Genomic DNA, 13,241 nt, shown 5'->3' on the forward strand with positions numbered 1-13,241 from the left:
AGCGGATATGAGCGACGCCACCCACGGGTTCGATGCCGCTGGGGAACACAGGGAGACAAACGGGCTGCGACTGGGTGCGCTCGTTGCCCTCGTCGTGGGCTCGATGATCGGCGGCGGCATCTTTTCGTTGCCGCAGAATATGGCCGCTTCCGCGGGTGTGGGCGCCGTACTGATTGGCTGGGTCATTACGGCCTTCGGCATGCTGGCCCTCGCGCTCGTATTTCAGACACTCGCCAACCGCAAGCCGAATCTCGATGGCGGCGTCTACGCATACGCCAAGGCCGGATTCGGCAATTACATGGGCTTCGCCTCGGCCTGGGGCTACTGGATCAGCGCATGGCTCGGCAACGTCGGGTACTACGTGCTGTTATTCAGTACGCTCGGGTATTTCTTCCCTGTATTCGGCGAAGGCAATACGTTACCCGCAATCGCCTGCTCCTCGGTGCTGCTGTGGAGCGTGCATTTTCTGGTGCTGCGGGGCATCAAGGAAGCGAGTTTCATCAATCAGTTCACGACGATTGCGAAGATCGTTCCACTCGTCCTGTTCATTCTGATCTGCCTCCTCGCGTTTCGGCTGGATGTCTTCTCGGCCGATATCTGGGCGCGCTCGAATCCGGCGCTGGGCGGTGTGCTGGATCAGGTCCGAAACATGATGCTCGTCACGGTCTGGGTGTTCGTCGGCATCGAGGGGGCGACCGTTTTCTCGGCACGTGCCGCGGATCGCAAGAGCGTCGGCAAGGCCACGGTGATCGGATTTTTCGTCGTGCTTCTCGTGCTGGTGCTCGTCAATGTGCTGGCGCTCGGCATCATGACGCAGCGTCAACTCGCGGGGCTGAAGAATCCCTCGATGGCAGGCGTGCTTGAACACGTTATCGGACATTGGGGCGTGGTGCTGGTGAGCGTGGGGCTTGCCATTTCGTTGGCCGGCGCGCTGCTTTCGTGGGTCATGCTGTGTGCGGAGATTCTGTTCTCGGCCGCGCGCGACCGCACGATGCCCGCGTTCCTGCGCAAGGAAAACGCGAGACAGGTGCCGGCCAACGCGTTATGGCTGACCAACGGCATGGTGCAGCTGTTTCTGCTCATCACGCTGGTGTCGAAGGGCACGTATCTCTCGCTCATCTATCTCGCCACCTCGATGATTCTCGTGCCTTACTTCTGGTCGGCGACGTACGCGCTGCTGCTTGCCATTCGCGGCGAGACTTACGAGTTGTCGCAACCGGAACGCCGCAGGGATTTGGTGATTGCTGCGGTTTCCGTGCTCTACGCTGTCTGGCTGCTTTATGCGGGCGGCGTGAAATACCTTCTCCTTTCGTCGCTGCTTTATGCGCCGAGTGTCGTCTTGTTCGCCAAGGCGCGGCGCGAGGCCGGGGAAAACGTGTTTACGCATCTGGAGAAATTCGTATTCGCGGCCGTGCTCGTTGCCGCGATCGTGGCAGGCTACGGCTTGTATCGCGGGCTGCTGAGCCTTTGATTGGGCCGCCGATAGTCGAAAGGGACGCTTATACCAGCAGACACCATAGCGCGAGGAGCGGAGTGGCGCCCGAGCGCATGGCGTGCAGGCTGTTGGGCGGATTGCGAGCAGCGAAACCCGAGTTGCAAGTCATAGGAAAGCGCGCCCGTCCGCCGAAACCAGCGAACGGGCGCGCGGCACGTTTCAAGCCAGCGCTTTGGCGTGAAAGGCCATATGCTCGCCGATAAAGCTGGCGATGAAGTAATAGCTATGGTCGTAGCCTTCACGAACGTTGAGCGTCAACGGTTGTCCCGCCTTTGCGCAGGCGGCCTGCAGCAATTCCGGCCGTAGCTGCGTATTGAGGAATTCGTCGCCGCCGCCTTGTTCGACGAGTAGCGGCAAGCGTTCGCTCGCGCTGCCGACCAACGCCACGGCGTCATACTGGTTCCACGCTTCGCGGTCATCGCCGAGGTAGGCGGTGAGCGCTTTTTCGCCCCACGGCACCTGGCTCGGTGCGACGATCGGCGAGAATGCGGATACGCTGCGATAGCGGCCCGGATTGCGCAGCGCAACCACCAGCGCGCCGTGCCCGCCCATCGAATGCCCGCTGATCGAGCGCGCCTCGCTCGCCGCAAACCCCGCCTCGACGACTGCGGGCAATTCGGAGACCACGTAGTCGTACATGCGGAAATGCTTCGCCCACGGTTCCCGCGTGGCGTTCACGTAGAAGCCCGCGCCCTGGCCGAGATCGTAGTCGGGCGAATCGGGCACATCGCTGCCACGCGGACTGGTATCCGGCGCGACGACGATGAACCCGTGCTCCGCCGCGTAGCGTTGCACGCCCGCCTTGGTGATGAAATTCTGTTCCGTGCAGGTCAGGCCCGAAAGCCAGTACAACACGGGACATTTCTGCCCGCGCATGGCAGCCTCGGGCAGATAGATGCCAAACTTCATGTCGCCGCCAACGGTGGAAGAGGCGTGCTTCCAGACCTCCTGGCTGCCGCCGTGGCTGACGTGTCGTTCAATGCGCTCCATAAGCGTTTCAGGCCTCCCGGTAAGTGCCTTTGGCTTTCGCAGCCTGAGTGGAGAGAATGTCCATGAGCGCGGGGCTCAGACAACCGTACGGCTCGAGGCCCTTGTCGCGCAGCGTCTGGCGCACGTCGGCCATGGCCGAAGGCGGTGTGCCGCTCTCGATGATCGAGGACACGAAGGCTGCGAAGCCGGGGCCGTCCCAGCCCGCGTCTTTCGACGGGCAGCGCAGCGTGCCGCCCGCGAAGCTTTCGGCGCCTTTCTGGATGCCGCGGTCAACCGTGGGGTGAATGGCCGAGGCCATGGTCTGTCTCCTTCCTTGCGTGTCAGTAGTGCACGACGGTCCGGATCGATTTGCCCTCGTGCATCAAGTCGAACGCTTCGTTGATGCCCGAGAGCGGCTTCGTGTGGGTGACGAACGGCGCGAGCTGGATCTTGCCCGCCATCGCGTCTTCGACCATGCCCGGCAGTTGCGAGCGTCCTTTCACGCCGCCGAATGCCGTGCCAAGCCAGCGGCGGCCGGTCACGAGCTGGAACGGGCGCGTGGAGATTTCCTGACCCGCGCCGGCCACGCCGATGACGACCGACTGGCCCCAGCCACGATGCGCGCATTCGAGCGCCGCGCGCATTACGTTGACGTTGCCGATACATTCGAAACTGTGATCCACGCCCCAGCCCGTCATGTCGACGATCACCTGCTGGATGGGCTTCTCGTGATCCTTGGGGTTTACGCAGTCGGTGGCGCCAAAGGCGCGCGCCAGATCGAACTTGCCCGGATTGGTGTCGATGGCGATGATGCGGCCGGCCTTGGCGAGCTTCGCGCCCTGGATCACAGCAAGTCCGATGCCGCCCAGGCCGAACACGGCGACGGTATCGCCTTCCTGCACCTTGGCGGTGTTCTTCACCGCGCCCAGACCCGTGGTCACGCCGCAGCCCAGTAGGCACACCTGCTCGGGATTGGCTTGCGGGTTGATTTTGGCGAGAGAGACTTCGGCCACCACGGTGTACTCGCTGAACGTGGAGCAGCCCATGTAGTGATAGAGCGGCTGGCCGTTGTAGCTGAAACGGCTCGTGCCATCGGGCATCACGCCCTTGCCCTGGGTCGCGCGCACGGACACGCACAGATTGGTCTTGCCGCTCTTGCAGAACAGACACTCGCCGCATTCGGCGGTGTAGAGCGGGATGACGTGATCGCCGGGCTTCACGCTGGTCACGCCTTCACCCACTTCCACGACGATCCCGGCGCCCTCGTGGCCGAGCACGACGGGGAAGAGGCCTTCCGGGTCGTCGCCGGAGAGCGTGAAGGCATCGGTATGACAAACGCCGGTATGCGTGATCTTGACCAGCACCTCGCCCTTGCGGGGCGGTTCGACGTCGATCTCGACGATCTCGAGGGGCTTGCCCGGCCCAAACGCAACTGCAGCACGCGATTTCATAGTAGTCCTGTAAAAAAAGAAGGTCGGCCGAATCGGCGCGGAAAAATCCCGCGGTGAGCTAGCGTAAATAGGTTCGAACGAGGGTCACGACATCGTCGATCGATCCCGGGGACTCCGCTGATCCCGCAAGGTGGGTAAATTCTTCGCGCAGGTGGCTTTCGAGCACACCGGCCATCACGCCGTTGATCGCGCCGCGAATCGCCGCCAGTTGCTGGAGCACCGGCGCGCAATCGGCGCCTTCCTCCAGCGCGCGCTCGAGCGCGTCCAGCTGGCCGCGAACCTTGCGCACGCGCGTGAGCACGCGCTTCTTTTCTTCGGGGGAATGGGGCATGACGGCATCGATTGAAGATACTGTGGGGCAGTATAGGCGAATACTGGCAGGGAGTATACGTTTGCATCGATGTTGCCAACGTGATGCCAGGTGAATATCGGGGCTGTTCCCGCAGGGCATGCGGCGCATAATGAGCCCGTGATGCGCAGTTTCGAGGACCTCGTGCCTTACCTGCTGTATCTGCGACCATCGACATTCGTGAGGAATTTTCTCCGAGCATTGCGCAGCGCGCAAAGGAGGAGGGGTGAACCGCACGCAGGGACGCTTCGTCGAACTGTGGTCGCGCAGCGGGGGCGCGCGCGCCGAGGCCGTCTATGCCGATCTCGCGCGCCGTTATGGCGAGGCGGGGCGGCACTACCACACGCTGCGCCACGTGCACCGCTGCCTGCGCGATTTCGACCGGGCGCGCGAGGCGATTGCGCATGGCAATCTCGTGGAGCTTGCGCTGTGGTGCCACGACGTGATCTATGTTCCGGGCGCTCAGGACAATGAGGAGCGCAGCGCGCAGTGGCTGCGGCGCTGCGCAGACGATCGCATCGCGGCTTGCGAGCGCATTTGCGAAGCGATTCTCGCGACCCGGCATACCCGCGCGCCGGATGAACTGGATGCGCGCTTCGCGTGCGACATCGATCTCGCGTCACTGGGCGCACCGCGCCGCCAGTTTCAGGACAACGGCATGCGCCTGAGAGCCGAACGCCCGGACCTGGACGACCACGCCTACGCCATGCACGAGCGGCGGATGCTGGAGACGCTGCTCGCGCGGCCGCGCATCTACCTGACCGATTACTTTCATTCGCATTGCGAGGCCGCGGCACGCGCCAATCTCGCGTGGCGGCTGGCACAGCCGACGCCGGGCGCCGGGACATGAGGCCAGGTTGCCAATCAGGGAAACGACCATCAGGATTTCGGATCTAGCGAAAAGCGCCAGGCGGACGAGGCATGACTAGCGGAGTTCGTTATCGGCGGGCAGCGCTCGACTGACGTGTTCCGTCGTCTCGTTGAACACGATGCGAACCGTCGATCCCGGCCCGTCCCGGCTTTCGATATGAAACTGCGCGCCGATCATCCGTGCGCGCTCCTGCATGCCTTGCAGTCCATACGAATCCCCACGGATCGCCTTCGCCACGTCGAACCCGTTGCCGTCGTCATGGACCTCGAGTTCGAAGTGGTTATGGATGCAACGCAGGACGACCTCGGCATGCGAGGCCTGCGCGTGGCGGCTGACATTGGTGAGCGCCTCCTGGACGATGCGGAACACCGCCGTCGCGCGGTCGTCGCTCAATGAAGGTTCGCGGCCTTCGAGCAGGAACGTGCAGACCGTTGCGTTGTGTCGGGTGAAGTCCTGAACGAGCCATTCGAGTGCCGACAGGAGCCCGAAATTCAGCGCGGCCGGTCGCAGGTGACTCGCGACGTTGCGCACGATGTCGATGGTGCGTTCAGCCAGCCCGCCGATGTCGCCCACCTTTTGTTGCCACTCGGCGCCCTGGCTCAGCGCAAGCTTGAGCAAGGAGACATTGATCTTGATCGCGGTGAGCAACTGGCCCAGTTCGTCGTGGATCGTCATGGCGATCTGCCGCCGCTCCTCTTCGCGGATCGACTCCTGGTGGGACGAAAGCTGGCGCAACTGTTCGCGCGAATGGCGAAGCAGCTGCTCGGTTCGCGTGCGCTCGCGCACTTCTTCCTCGAGCTGATCGCGATGGCGCGTGAGGATCTCCATCGCCTGCTTGCGGCCCGAGATATCGGTCAACTGTCCTTCGAGGCATTGGGGGGCCGCGCCGTCGTAGCGTATGCCGCGGGCATTGAGCTGACACCAGACCGCGGTGCCGTCGGCGCGAGTCAGCTCGATTTCCAGGCCCGCGATCTTGCCGGTCAATTGCAGCATCGCGAAGAGTTGGGCCGTTTTCCCGCTGGAAAACGGCTGGGGCTTGGCATGAACTGCGCCCGCGTCGTCGCGTGGCGCCGTGATCATGCCTTGAACGTCGCGGTAGCCGAGCAACTGGGCCATCGCGGGATTGGCGTCGCAGAGTTTGCCATTGCGATCGAGCACGAAGAATCCTTCGAGTGAATTCTCGATGATGCTCCGGTACTTGCGCTCGCTCTCCCTGAGCGATGCCGTCGAGTCGCGCAGCCGCTCCGCCATCACGTTGACACGCGCGGCCAGCCGGCCCAGTTCGACACTGGATTCGATGGCGCAGCGGCTGTCCAGATCGCCTGACGCGATGCGGTCGACCATTTCTTCCAGGCGCCGGATGGGCTCGCGCACGAGGTGTTTGAGGAGCAGAAAGGTCGTGACGTACACCACGGCGAGCACGAGCGCGAGCGTTCCCAGCACCGCCGCGCGCGCGGCCTCGAAACCCCGGTCGGCGGCGGCCCGCGTCAGGACCACGCGGACCTCGCCGATCTTTTCGGGCGGCGCATTGCCGGGTGGCGTGAATTCTATCGGCCGCACGCGAACCACGCGCGCCTGCGGGTCGGGCATCGGCGCATTGCTCGCGTCGGCCAGCACGCCATAGTTGGTCGCGGTCACGGTGAAGCTCACCACCTCCGGATTCGGTTTGAGCACATTCAGTTGCCGTGTGATCGCGTCGCGATCGACATTCCAGAGCGGCTGCGCGAGCGACTGGCTGAGGAGATCGGCAATGCGGTTCGCACGTTCGTCGAGTTCCGCGATCCGGCCTTCGCGCGCATGCTCGAGCAGGAAGAACGCCGACGTGCCCGCCACCAGCGTACAGAGCACCAGCAGCGAGAGCATGAGCTGCGCATGCAGGCTGCGTGGGAAGCGGGCACGCAACAGGGTTTGCAGCATTACGCGGCCTTTGAAGCGGAATCGAGCAGGGTGTCGAGATCGAACGTGTAGGCGCCCACACGCCGGCTTTGCACGCGCGAGAAACGGCTGAAGTCGGGAGACGTGCGGCCTTGAAAGGCAATCTCGGCGTAACGCCTGGCGTCGCTGCTGTCGAGCACCTTCAGATAGTCGAGCCGCTGGCGCGGTCCGCCCACTTGCGCAAAGTCCGCGCCGTAGTGGTAGTCGTGAATGAGGACCAGCGCGCATGCGCCGATGAACTGGTCGCCTGCAACGATCGCGGCCAGGTCGCCGCGAATGACCGAAGCCACGGCTTCGGGCAGCGCACCGAGCCCGCCGACGATGGTGGACAGATGCCGCTCCTGCACCGCACTCAATGCACCAAGCGTCATCGAATCGTTGGCAGCCCAAAGGATATTGGCATCCGGGTAGCGCGAGAGCAGCACGCGCGCCTTGTCGCGGCCGTCGGAAAAACTCCAGTCCCCATAGACGAGCTGATCGATGCGGTCCTGCGGCCGGCGCGCCAGCGCGGCCTGCACCCCGGCGGCGCGCTCGGCAGAGACCGGCGTGGCAGGGTCGCCGGTAATGCCGATCACGCGGGCGGGGCCGCTGCCGTTCGAACGGATCAGGCAATCCATGAGGCGAAAGCTGCCGCGTCCGGCATCGGCGGTGACGGTGCCGATCCAGTTCGCGATCCGTTCGCGCTCGTTGCCGGTCTGGGCACGCTGGGCTTCGGTCAGATCGTTGTGGATCAATAGCACCTTGGCGCTCGAGCGTGCCAGCGTTTGCAGCATCTGCGGCGCGGCCATCTTTTCGTTGACGATCACCACATAGTCGGGCGCCGCTGTACGTGCCGCTACGGATTCGGCCTGGCGAAGCATCAGCAGATGATCGCGCTCCGCGTAGAGCACTTCGAGCTGCATGCCAAAGTGTTTTGCAGTCGCGGCCATGAAGCGCGAGACGAGTTGCCAGTGCTGGCCCGTATCGTGTTCCACGCTTTCGCCCGGATTCAGGAATACGACGCTTGCTGGCGGACGGTTGACCGGCAACGCCATGGTCGCCCGCATCGTTATCAGGCTCGCGCCTATACCGACGCATTGCGCGATCATCTGTCTTCTGTTCATACGAAATCAGCGTATGCCATGCGCGGCATTGTGTGGAACCGAACGGTCAGTCGCGCGCAGCATAACGCGACGTAATCTCGCCGACAATCCGCTTTACTTCGGGCCAGGACGGAAATTCCCGGCAGACATTCAAGGGTGCGATTGCGCCTCGAAGTCCGCCATTCAGGATTTCCCGACACAAGATTCAGGGTTCCCCTTTACCGTTTGCAGTCGAAGACGACTGCACGCGATCATTGGCGGGCTCATCATGACGTCAGCAAAATTCGAAGCTTGGCAGAGGCGACGCGCGATGATTTCCGAGTGGGGCGACCGTAAGGCGCGCGTGCAGGACGTGAACTCGATCTGCATGCGCCTGTTCGATACGTGGTGCGAATCCCGCAATCTCATGCCGCTGGCTTATTTGATGCACTGCTGGCCGCTGCCGGACAGCCGCGCGGGCACGATACGGCGCTTGCAGGAAAGCATGAAAGACTTGCGCCGCAACCATGCGGACAAGCTCGATCTGTATGCGTTATCGGCGCTTGGCGAACTCGCAAGCAGTCTCGACGAACTGATCGACCGTGCGGAAATTTCCGCGAGGCATTCGTTCGCTACGTAAGGCACCTGGAACATAGAGGGCTAACGGGCTAACGGGGCGCGCAATCCGTATTACCTGCATACGTGATAAAGGGTTGCCGAAGGGCCATGGCTTTGGCGACGAGGACAAAACAAAGTAACCAGGGCCGGAGCAACCGTGGGCAAGATGACTGACTCGCAGGCCACGACAACGAACCCCTGCACGATACTTGTCGCGGGCGGTACGCCGAACGAGACCCGCTTGATCGCCGACCACCTCGTATGGGAGGGCTTCGAGGTGCTCGCCGCGAACAGCGGCCTCGAGGTGCTGGAGCGTTCGTACGTCTCCCAGCCCGAACTGATTCTGCTCGATTCAGAGGCCGCCAGTGTGGGCGCCCTGGCCACCTGCCGCAGCCTGAAGTCGGATGCGCGCACGCGCGATATTCCCGTGGTGCTCATGATGCCGGCAGGCCATCATCGAAATCTCGCCGATGGCCTCAGCGCCGGCGCAGCCGACCATGTGCGCAAGCCCGTGCTCGTCGAGGAACTGGTGGCCAGGGTCCGCACGCACATCGCGTTGCGGTCGGCCCACCGCCAACTCGCCATGCAGCAGCGCGGGCTCAACGCGTGCGAAACGCGCTTTCGCGCGATCGTCGAATCGGGCCCGGTGGCCATGGGCATTACCTCGATGCCCGACGGCCAACTGCTCTATGCCAACGCGCGGTTTCGCGAACTGCTGCGCCTCGATGAAGCGGCGCGCGCGAACGTCAATATCGTCGACTTCTACGTCGATCCGCTGGAGCGCGAAAGACTCGTGCGCTGTCTCGCGGCCCAAGGCAGCTTCAGCGACGCGGAGGTGAATCTGCGTCGGCCGGACGGGACGCAGTTCTGGGCCATGGCGACAGCACGGCTGTCGAACTACGATGGCGCACCGGCCATTTACGTCGGCCTGCACGACATTTCCGGCCGCAAGCGCGTGGAAGACGAACTCGTGCGCTCGCGCGAGCAGCAGCGGGCCCTGTCGGCTTATCTGGAGGGAATGCGCGAAGACGAGCGCAAGCGCAGCGCGCTGGAGATTCAGGACGAACTCGGCCAGTTGCTGACGGCGCTGAAAATGGACGTCTCGCTGCTGCGGATGCGGCTCACCGACGATCCGGAGGCCGTCGGCCGGGCCGACGACATGCGCGAACTGGTCGAAGGCACGATCTGGATGGTCCGCAACGTGGCAAGCCACCTGCGGCCCGCGGCGCTCAACTTCGGCCTCGTTTCGGCGCTCGAATGGCTCACCAGTCAATGGAGCCGGCACAACGCCATCCCGTGCGAACTGCACATGGCAAGCGGCGAGCCGGCCTTGTCGGACATGCAGGCCACGGCGCTCTTCCGGATCGTCGAGGCGGCGCTGACGAACGTCGCGCGCCACGCGGCGGCGCAGCGCGTCGAGCTCACGCTCAGCACCGGGCCCGGCTCGCTCGACTTGCGTGTGCGCGACGACGGCCGCGGCTTCGACGTGGCCGCCGCGTATGCAAGGTACGCATACGGTCTGCTTGGCATGACAGAGCGCGCGAGGCTGATTGGTGGTACGTTGAGCATCGACAGTCAGCCCTGCAAAGACCTGACCATCGGCATTGCGTCTGGCACCACGATTTCGATCCACGTTCCGCTCGAAGACCCCCATGATCAGAATACTCATCGCCGATGACCATGCCATCGTGCGTGGCGGACTCAAGCAGATCCTCGCGACGACTGCCGACATGGTCGTGACGGCGGAGGCCGGGCAGGGCTCGGAGGTGATCGAAAAGCTGCGGACCTGCGAAGTCGACCTGCTGCTGCTGGACATGACGATGCCGGGCATCAGCGGCGTCGATCTCATCCGCCGCGTGCGCGCCGAGGAACCTGCGTTGCCGGTGCTCGTGCTCAGCATCCACAACGAAGCCCAGGTCGCGTCGCGCGCGCTGCGGGCCGGCGCGACAGGCTACGTGACGAAGGACAGCGATCCGGAAGTGCTGCTGGCCGCGATTCGCAAGCTCGCGGACGGCGGGCGCTTTATCGACCCGAAACTCGTCGACGCCATGGTGTTCGAGAAGCATTCGGGCGATGTGCCCCCGCACGAAGTGCTCTCGGACCGCGAGTTCCAGGTGTTGCAGATGCTCGCGTCGGGCAAGAGCATCAACGATATCGCCGATGCGTGCGCGCTCAGCGCCAAGACGATCAGCACCCACAAGATGCGGCTGATGCAAAAACTCGGGCTGGGCAATAACGCGGAGGTGATCCGCTATGCGATCCGGCATGGGCTGGTGGGCGAGTAACGCGCGGTCGTGCGCGGCGAGAAGGAAATCCTGACAAACGAACCGGACAATCCCGAGGGAACTATCTACCCGTCCCGATGGCGGCCGGTTTAACGGCTGTCTACGATGATTTCACCTAAAGCGTGGGGGGCGGCGATGGCGGTGCGGCAGTCGTTAGGGGCAGCAGTCGTGAAGTGGCTGAACCCCACCAGCAGGCAGACAGTGCGGGTCGTGACGGTGCATCGTGCGCCGTCCGGGCGGATCGCGAGCGTGTTCATCGAGGCGCAGACAGCGGACGGACCGCGCGCGCTGTTTTTCTTCCGCCATCCCGACCGTGGATGGCAGGTGTTTCCACCCGATATCCTGCGTCCTTCGATGGGCGCAGCACGTGTCGCGACAAGCATATAGCGGCAGTCAGGCCGCGAGCGGAGATTGCGCATGGAAGAGATCGCGCCAGACGAATTGCCGTCACCCTATGAAACGAAGCTGCGCGAGTGGATGAGCCGGTGGTACGACCACGCCATTGCGCAAGGGCTCGTGCGTCCGCCGTTTTTGCTCGACGACGCCAAGGCCGAGCGCCTCGAAGGCTATTTCGCCGCCGGACTGACGCCATCGGAAGGTGCGCAGGCCTTCTTCGGACCGGCGCACTGACCTGCGCCTTCGTGACGGCGCGTCGAGCGCTCATGCGGCCTCGATCTGATCTTCCAGGTGTGTTGCGTAGTGCGCTCTGTTCATCGACATCATCGTGATTTCGACGCGCGTGTTCGCTTTCTTTCTGGTCCCGAATATTCGATCGTGTACAGCGCAGGCGCGGTTTGCCCGGAAGGCTCACTAGAGCCTGCAGTTTTCGAACTTGTAGCGCGAAGGAGACTTGCCGCTGTTCTCGAGAAAGAAACGCGAGAACGCGCAGGGAGAAGAAAAGCCGAGAAGATCGCTCACCGCGGCAACCGAATAATCGGCCAACGGCAGCAACCGCCGTGCCTCCTCGAGGCGCGCATGAGACAGGATAGCCTGGAAGTTCGTCCCTTCAATCTGCAGGCGCCGGTGCAGCGTCGAGCGTGAAATGCCAAGGCGGCCGCAGACTTCTTCCATGGGGTTCGCAAATGGCAGACCGGCATGCGCCTCACGAATCATCTTCGTCACGAAATCTTCGATTCTCGAAGAAAACGAATGGCCCACAACGAAGCGTCTGATATCGGCATCGGCCTGCCCGCAGAGAATGTTTTCGGTGATCTCGTTGTACCTGCAATACGGCAGGTCTGCCGCTCCGGTTTTCATCAGCATGCGGTTGCGGCTCTGCCTGAATTTCACCGTCGCGCCACACAGGTGCGAGAGCTGGGAGACGGGCGCAAACGCCTCTCCGGTCAACTCGATCTGGGTGGGATAGGGCTCGTCGTCGTTGTACTGTTCGGCGAGTCGAATGAGCAGCAGGAAATTATAGAAAGCGCTCGATGAACTTCTGCCCGCGCCGTCCAGAACGTATTCGAATTCGAATGTCTGGCCTGCCCGCTTTACCTTCACGGTATCGACATTTCCGATCAACACCCGGTAGCGCAGAAACTGGTCAAAGGCCTTCGTCAACGTCGGGCTGTTCGTGACGATGGCCAATAAGGTGCTGATGGGGGCGCGAAACGAATAACTGGAAAAGATTTCGAGCCGCTCCGAAGCCTGGTAGCCCGGCTCCAGCAGATTGAGCATGGCAATGTGCTTGTGTGCGGGGATGCGCCCGTCCGGATGGACGAGTTCCGCCTCGGTGATGCCGGTGAGGCGCGTGAAATCGTGTGGCGACATGCCGTGCTCGACGGCGGACTTGAGCGAGAGTTGGGCAAGGACGTTTGAAACGGTCTTTTGATCGGTCGTCATGGGAGACACCATGGAACGGAGAAACGTCGCCTCGGCTAACCGCTGGTAGCTGGTGACTTTAGCATCCTTGCTGCAATCCTCAAACGGTCCGATGGGGCCAGATATCGAATCCGCATGAACCACTGCGCGGGCGCTGTGAGCGGGTGCGCAGACTCGAAAACTGCCTGTAAGGTAGCGACGGAATGGCAAACGGCGCAGGGTTAAGGCAAACCCTGATGCTGCGACGCAAAGTTAAGTTCTGCGACGGCACGATAAGCGCCAACGTTTCTCCGGTGCTATCGTCATCTCGCTACGTAGGGCAATTCAACATAAAACTAGAAGAAAAATGTAGTCCGATTACGGTCCCGCAATCCTGCGGGTCATCG

Annotated in this window: 14 protein-coding genes; 7 read left to right on the forward strand and 7 right to left on the reverse strand. The window is 62.9% G+C overall.

Annotation, left to right across the window (positions count from 1 at the left end; translation table 11 throughout):
- The first annotated feature begins 7 nt into the window (after positions 1–7).
- A complete protein-coding gene (arcD, locus tag AB3X98_RS19760; RefSeq protein WP_368605262.1) occupies positions 8–1,471 on the forward strand; it encodes an arginine-ornithine antiporter in 1,464 nt (487 codons plus the stop codon).
- 183 nt (positions 1,472–1,654) lie between these two features.
- Here arcD and fghA read toward each other — a convergent pair whose 3' ends face one another.
- Genes fghA through frmR form a run of 4 tightly spaced genes read right to left on the reverse strand, consistent with a single transcriptional unit; the run spans position 1,655 to position 4,246 of the window.
- Complete coding sequence (gene fghA / locus AB3X98_RS19765; protein ID WP_368605263.1) at positions 1,655–2,485, reverse strand: S-formylglutathione hydrolase; 831 nt, start codon at positions 2,483–2,485, stop codon at positions 1,655–1,657.
- A gap of 7 nt (positions 2,486–2,492) precedes the next feature.
- On the reverse strand, positions 2,493–2,783 hold the full coding sequence (locus AB3X98_RS19770; protein ID WP_368605264.1) for a hypothetical protein: 291 nt from the start codon (positions 2,781–2,783) through the stop codon (positions 2,493–2,495).
- Between the two features lie 22 nt (positions 2,784–2,805).
- On the reverse strand, positions 2,806–3,915 hold the full coding sequence (locus tag AB3X98_RS19775; RefSeq protein WP_368605265.1) for an S-(hydroxymethyl)glutathione dehydrogenase/class III alcohol dehydrogenase: 1,110 nt from the start codon (positions 3,913–3,915) through the stop codon (positions 2,806–2,808).
- 58 nt (positions 3,916–3,973) lie between these two features.
- Positions 3,974–4,246 (reverse strand): formaldehyde-responsive transcriptional repressor FrmR, encoded by a 273-nt coding sequence (gene frmR / locus AB3X98_RS19780; RefSeq protein ID WP_028203886.1) that lies wholly within the window; start codon positions 4,244–4,246, stop codon positions 3,974–3,976.
- A gap of 244 nt (positions 4,247–4,490) precedes the next feature.
- Between frmR and AB3X98_RS19785 the strand changes: the two genes are divergently transcribed.
- On the forward strand, positions 4,491–5,114 hold the full coding sequence (locus AB3X98_RS19785) for a hypothetical protein (RefSeq protein ID WP_342947548.1): 624 nt from the start codon (positions 4,491–4,493) through the stop codon (positions 5,112–5,114).
- 75 nt (positions 5,115–5,189) lie between these two features.
- Here AB3X98_RS19785 and AB3X98_RS19790 read toward each other — a convergent pair whose 3' ends face one another.
- Together AB3X98_RS19790 and AB3X98_RS19795 are read right to left on the reverse strand one after the other, a co-directional pair.
- On the reverse strand, positions 5,190–7,052 hold the full coding sequence (locus tag AB3X98_RS19790; protein WP_069263852.1) for a PAS domain S-box protein: 1,863 nt from the start codon (positions 7,050–7,052) through the stop codon (positions 5,190–5,192).
- On the reverse strand, positions 7,052–8,104 hold the full coding sequence (locus tag AB3X98_RS19795) for an ABC transporter substrate-binding protein (RefSeq protein WP_368605266.1): 1,053 nt from the start codon (positions 8,102–8,104) through the stop codon (positions 7,052–7,054). The genes AB3X98_RS19790 and AB3X98_RS19795 overlap by 1 nt, the downstream gene beginning before the upstream one ends.
- Between AB3X98_RS19795 and AB3X98_RS19800 the strand changes: the two genes are divergently transcribed.
- The 5 genes from AB3X98_RS19800 (at position 8,103) to AB3X98_RS19820 (ending at position 11,664) form a co-directional block, all read left to right on the forward strand.
- Complete coding sequence (locus AB3X98_RS19800) at positions 8,103–8,771, forward strand: hypothetical protein (RefSeq protein ID WP_368605267.1); 669 nt, start codon at positions 8,103–8,105, stop codon at positions 8,769–8,771. The genes AB3X98_RS19795 and AB3X98_RS19800 overlap by 2 nt on opposite strands.
- A 144-nt stretch (positions 8,772–8,915) precedes the next feature.
- Entirely contained in the window at positions 8,916–10,427 is a 1,512-nt protein-coding gene (locus AB3X98_RS19805; protein ID WP_368605294.1) for a histidine kinase, read from the forward strand.
- Positions 10,402–11,034 carry a response regulator transcription factor gene (locus AB3X98_RS19810; protein WP_069263858.1) on the forward strand — a complete coding sequence of 211 codons (633 nt, stop codon included), beginning with the start codon at positions 10,402–10,404 and terminating at the stop codon, positions 11,032–11,034. Before AB3X98_RS19805 ends, AB3X98_RS19810 begins: the two co-directional genes overlap by 26 nt.
- Before the next feature lie 168 nt (positions 11,035–11,202).
- Positions 11,203–11,421 (forward strand): hypothetical protein, encoded by a 219-nt coding sequence (locus AB3X98_RS19815; protein WP_141710642.1) that lies wholly within the window; start codon positions 11,203–11,205, stop codon positions 11,419–11,421.
- 30 nt (positions 11,422–11,451) lie between these two features.
- Entirely contained in the window at positions 11,452–11,664 is a 213-nt protein-coding gene (locus tag AB3X98_RS19820) for a hypothetical protein (RefSeq protein ID WP_028203895.1), read from the forward strand.
- A 180-nt stretch (positions 11,665–11,844) separates the two neighbouring features.
- Here AB3X98_RS19820 and AB3X98_RS19825 read toward each other — a convergent pair whose 3' ends face one another.
- Positions 11,845–12,999 (reverse strand): AraC family transcriptional regulator ligand-binding domain-containing protein, encoded by a 1,155-nt coding sequence (locus AB3X98_RS19825; protein ID WP_368605268.1) that lies wholly within the window; start codon positions 12,997–12,999, stop codon positions 11,845–11,847.
- Positions 13,000–13,241: the final 242 nt, after the last annotated feature.

Origin of the sequence: Paraburkholderia sp. BR14312 (genome assembly GCF_040948675.1) — a bacterium.
In the GTDB taxonomy this organism is placed as follows: Bacteria; Pseudomonadota; Gammaproteobacteria; order Burkholderiales; family Burkholderiaceae; genus Paraburkholderia; species Paraburkholderia nodosa_A.

Bases quoted from the DNA above. Each gene is read 5' to 3' on its own strand.
- AB3X98_RS19790 (WP_069263852.1), bottom strand. From the start codon at position 7,052: ATGCTGCAAACCCTGTTGCGTGCCCGCTTCCCACGCAGCCTGCATGCG.
- AB3X98_RS19810 (WP_069263858.1), top strand. From the start codon at position 10,402: ATGATCAGAATACTCATCGCCGATGACCATGCCATCGTGCGTGGCGGA.
- arcD (WP_368605262.1), top strand. From the start codon at position 8: ATGAGCGACGCCACCCACGGGTTCGATGCCGCTGGGGAACACAGGGAG.
- AB3X98_RS19805 (WP_368605294.1), top strand. From the start codon at position 8,916: ATGACTGACTCGCAGGCCACGACAACGAACCCCTGCACGATACTTGTC.
- frmR (WP_028203886.1), bottom strand. From the start codon at position 4,246: ATGCCCCATTCCCCCGAAGAAAAGAAGCGCGTGCTCACGCGCGTGCGC.
- fghA (WP_368605263.1), bottom strand. From the start codon at position 2,485: ATGGAGCGCATTGAACGACACGTCAGCCACGGCGGCAGCCAGGAGGTC.
- AB3X98_RS19800 (WP_368605267.1), top strand. From the start codon at position 8,103: ATGGTCGCCCGCATCGTTATCAGGCTCGCGCCTATACCGACGCATTGC.
- AB3X98_RS19770 (WP_368605264.1), bottom strand. From the start codon at position 2,783: ATGGCCTCGGCCATTCACCCCACGGTTGACCGCGGCATCCAGAAAGGC.
- AB3X98_RS19775 (WP_368605265.1), bottom strand. From the start codon at position 3,915: ATGAAATCGCGTGCTGCAGTTGCGTTTGGGCCGGGCAAGCCCCTCGAG.
- AB3X98_RS19820 (WP_028203895.1), top strand. From the start codon at position 11,452: ATGGAAGAGATCGCGCCAGACGAATTGCCGTCACCCTATGAAACGAAG.
- AB3X98_RS19795 (WP_368605266.1), bottom strand. From the start codon at position 8,104: ATGGCGTTGCCGGTCAACCGTCCGCCAGCAAGCGTCGTATTCCTGAAT.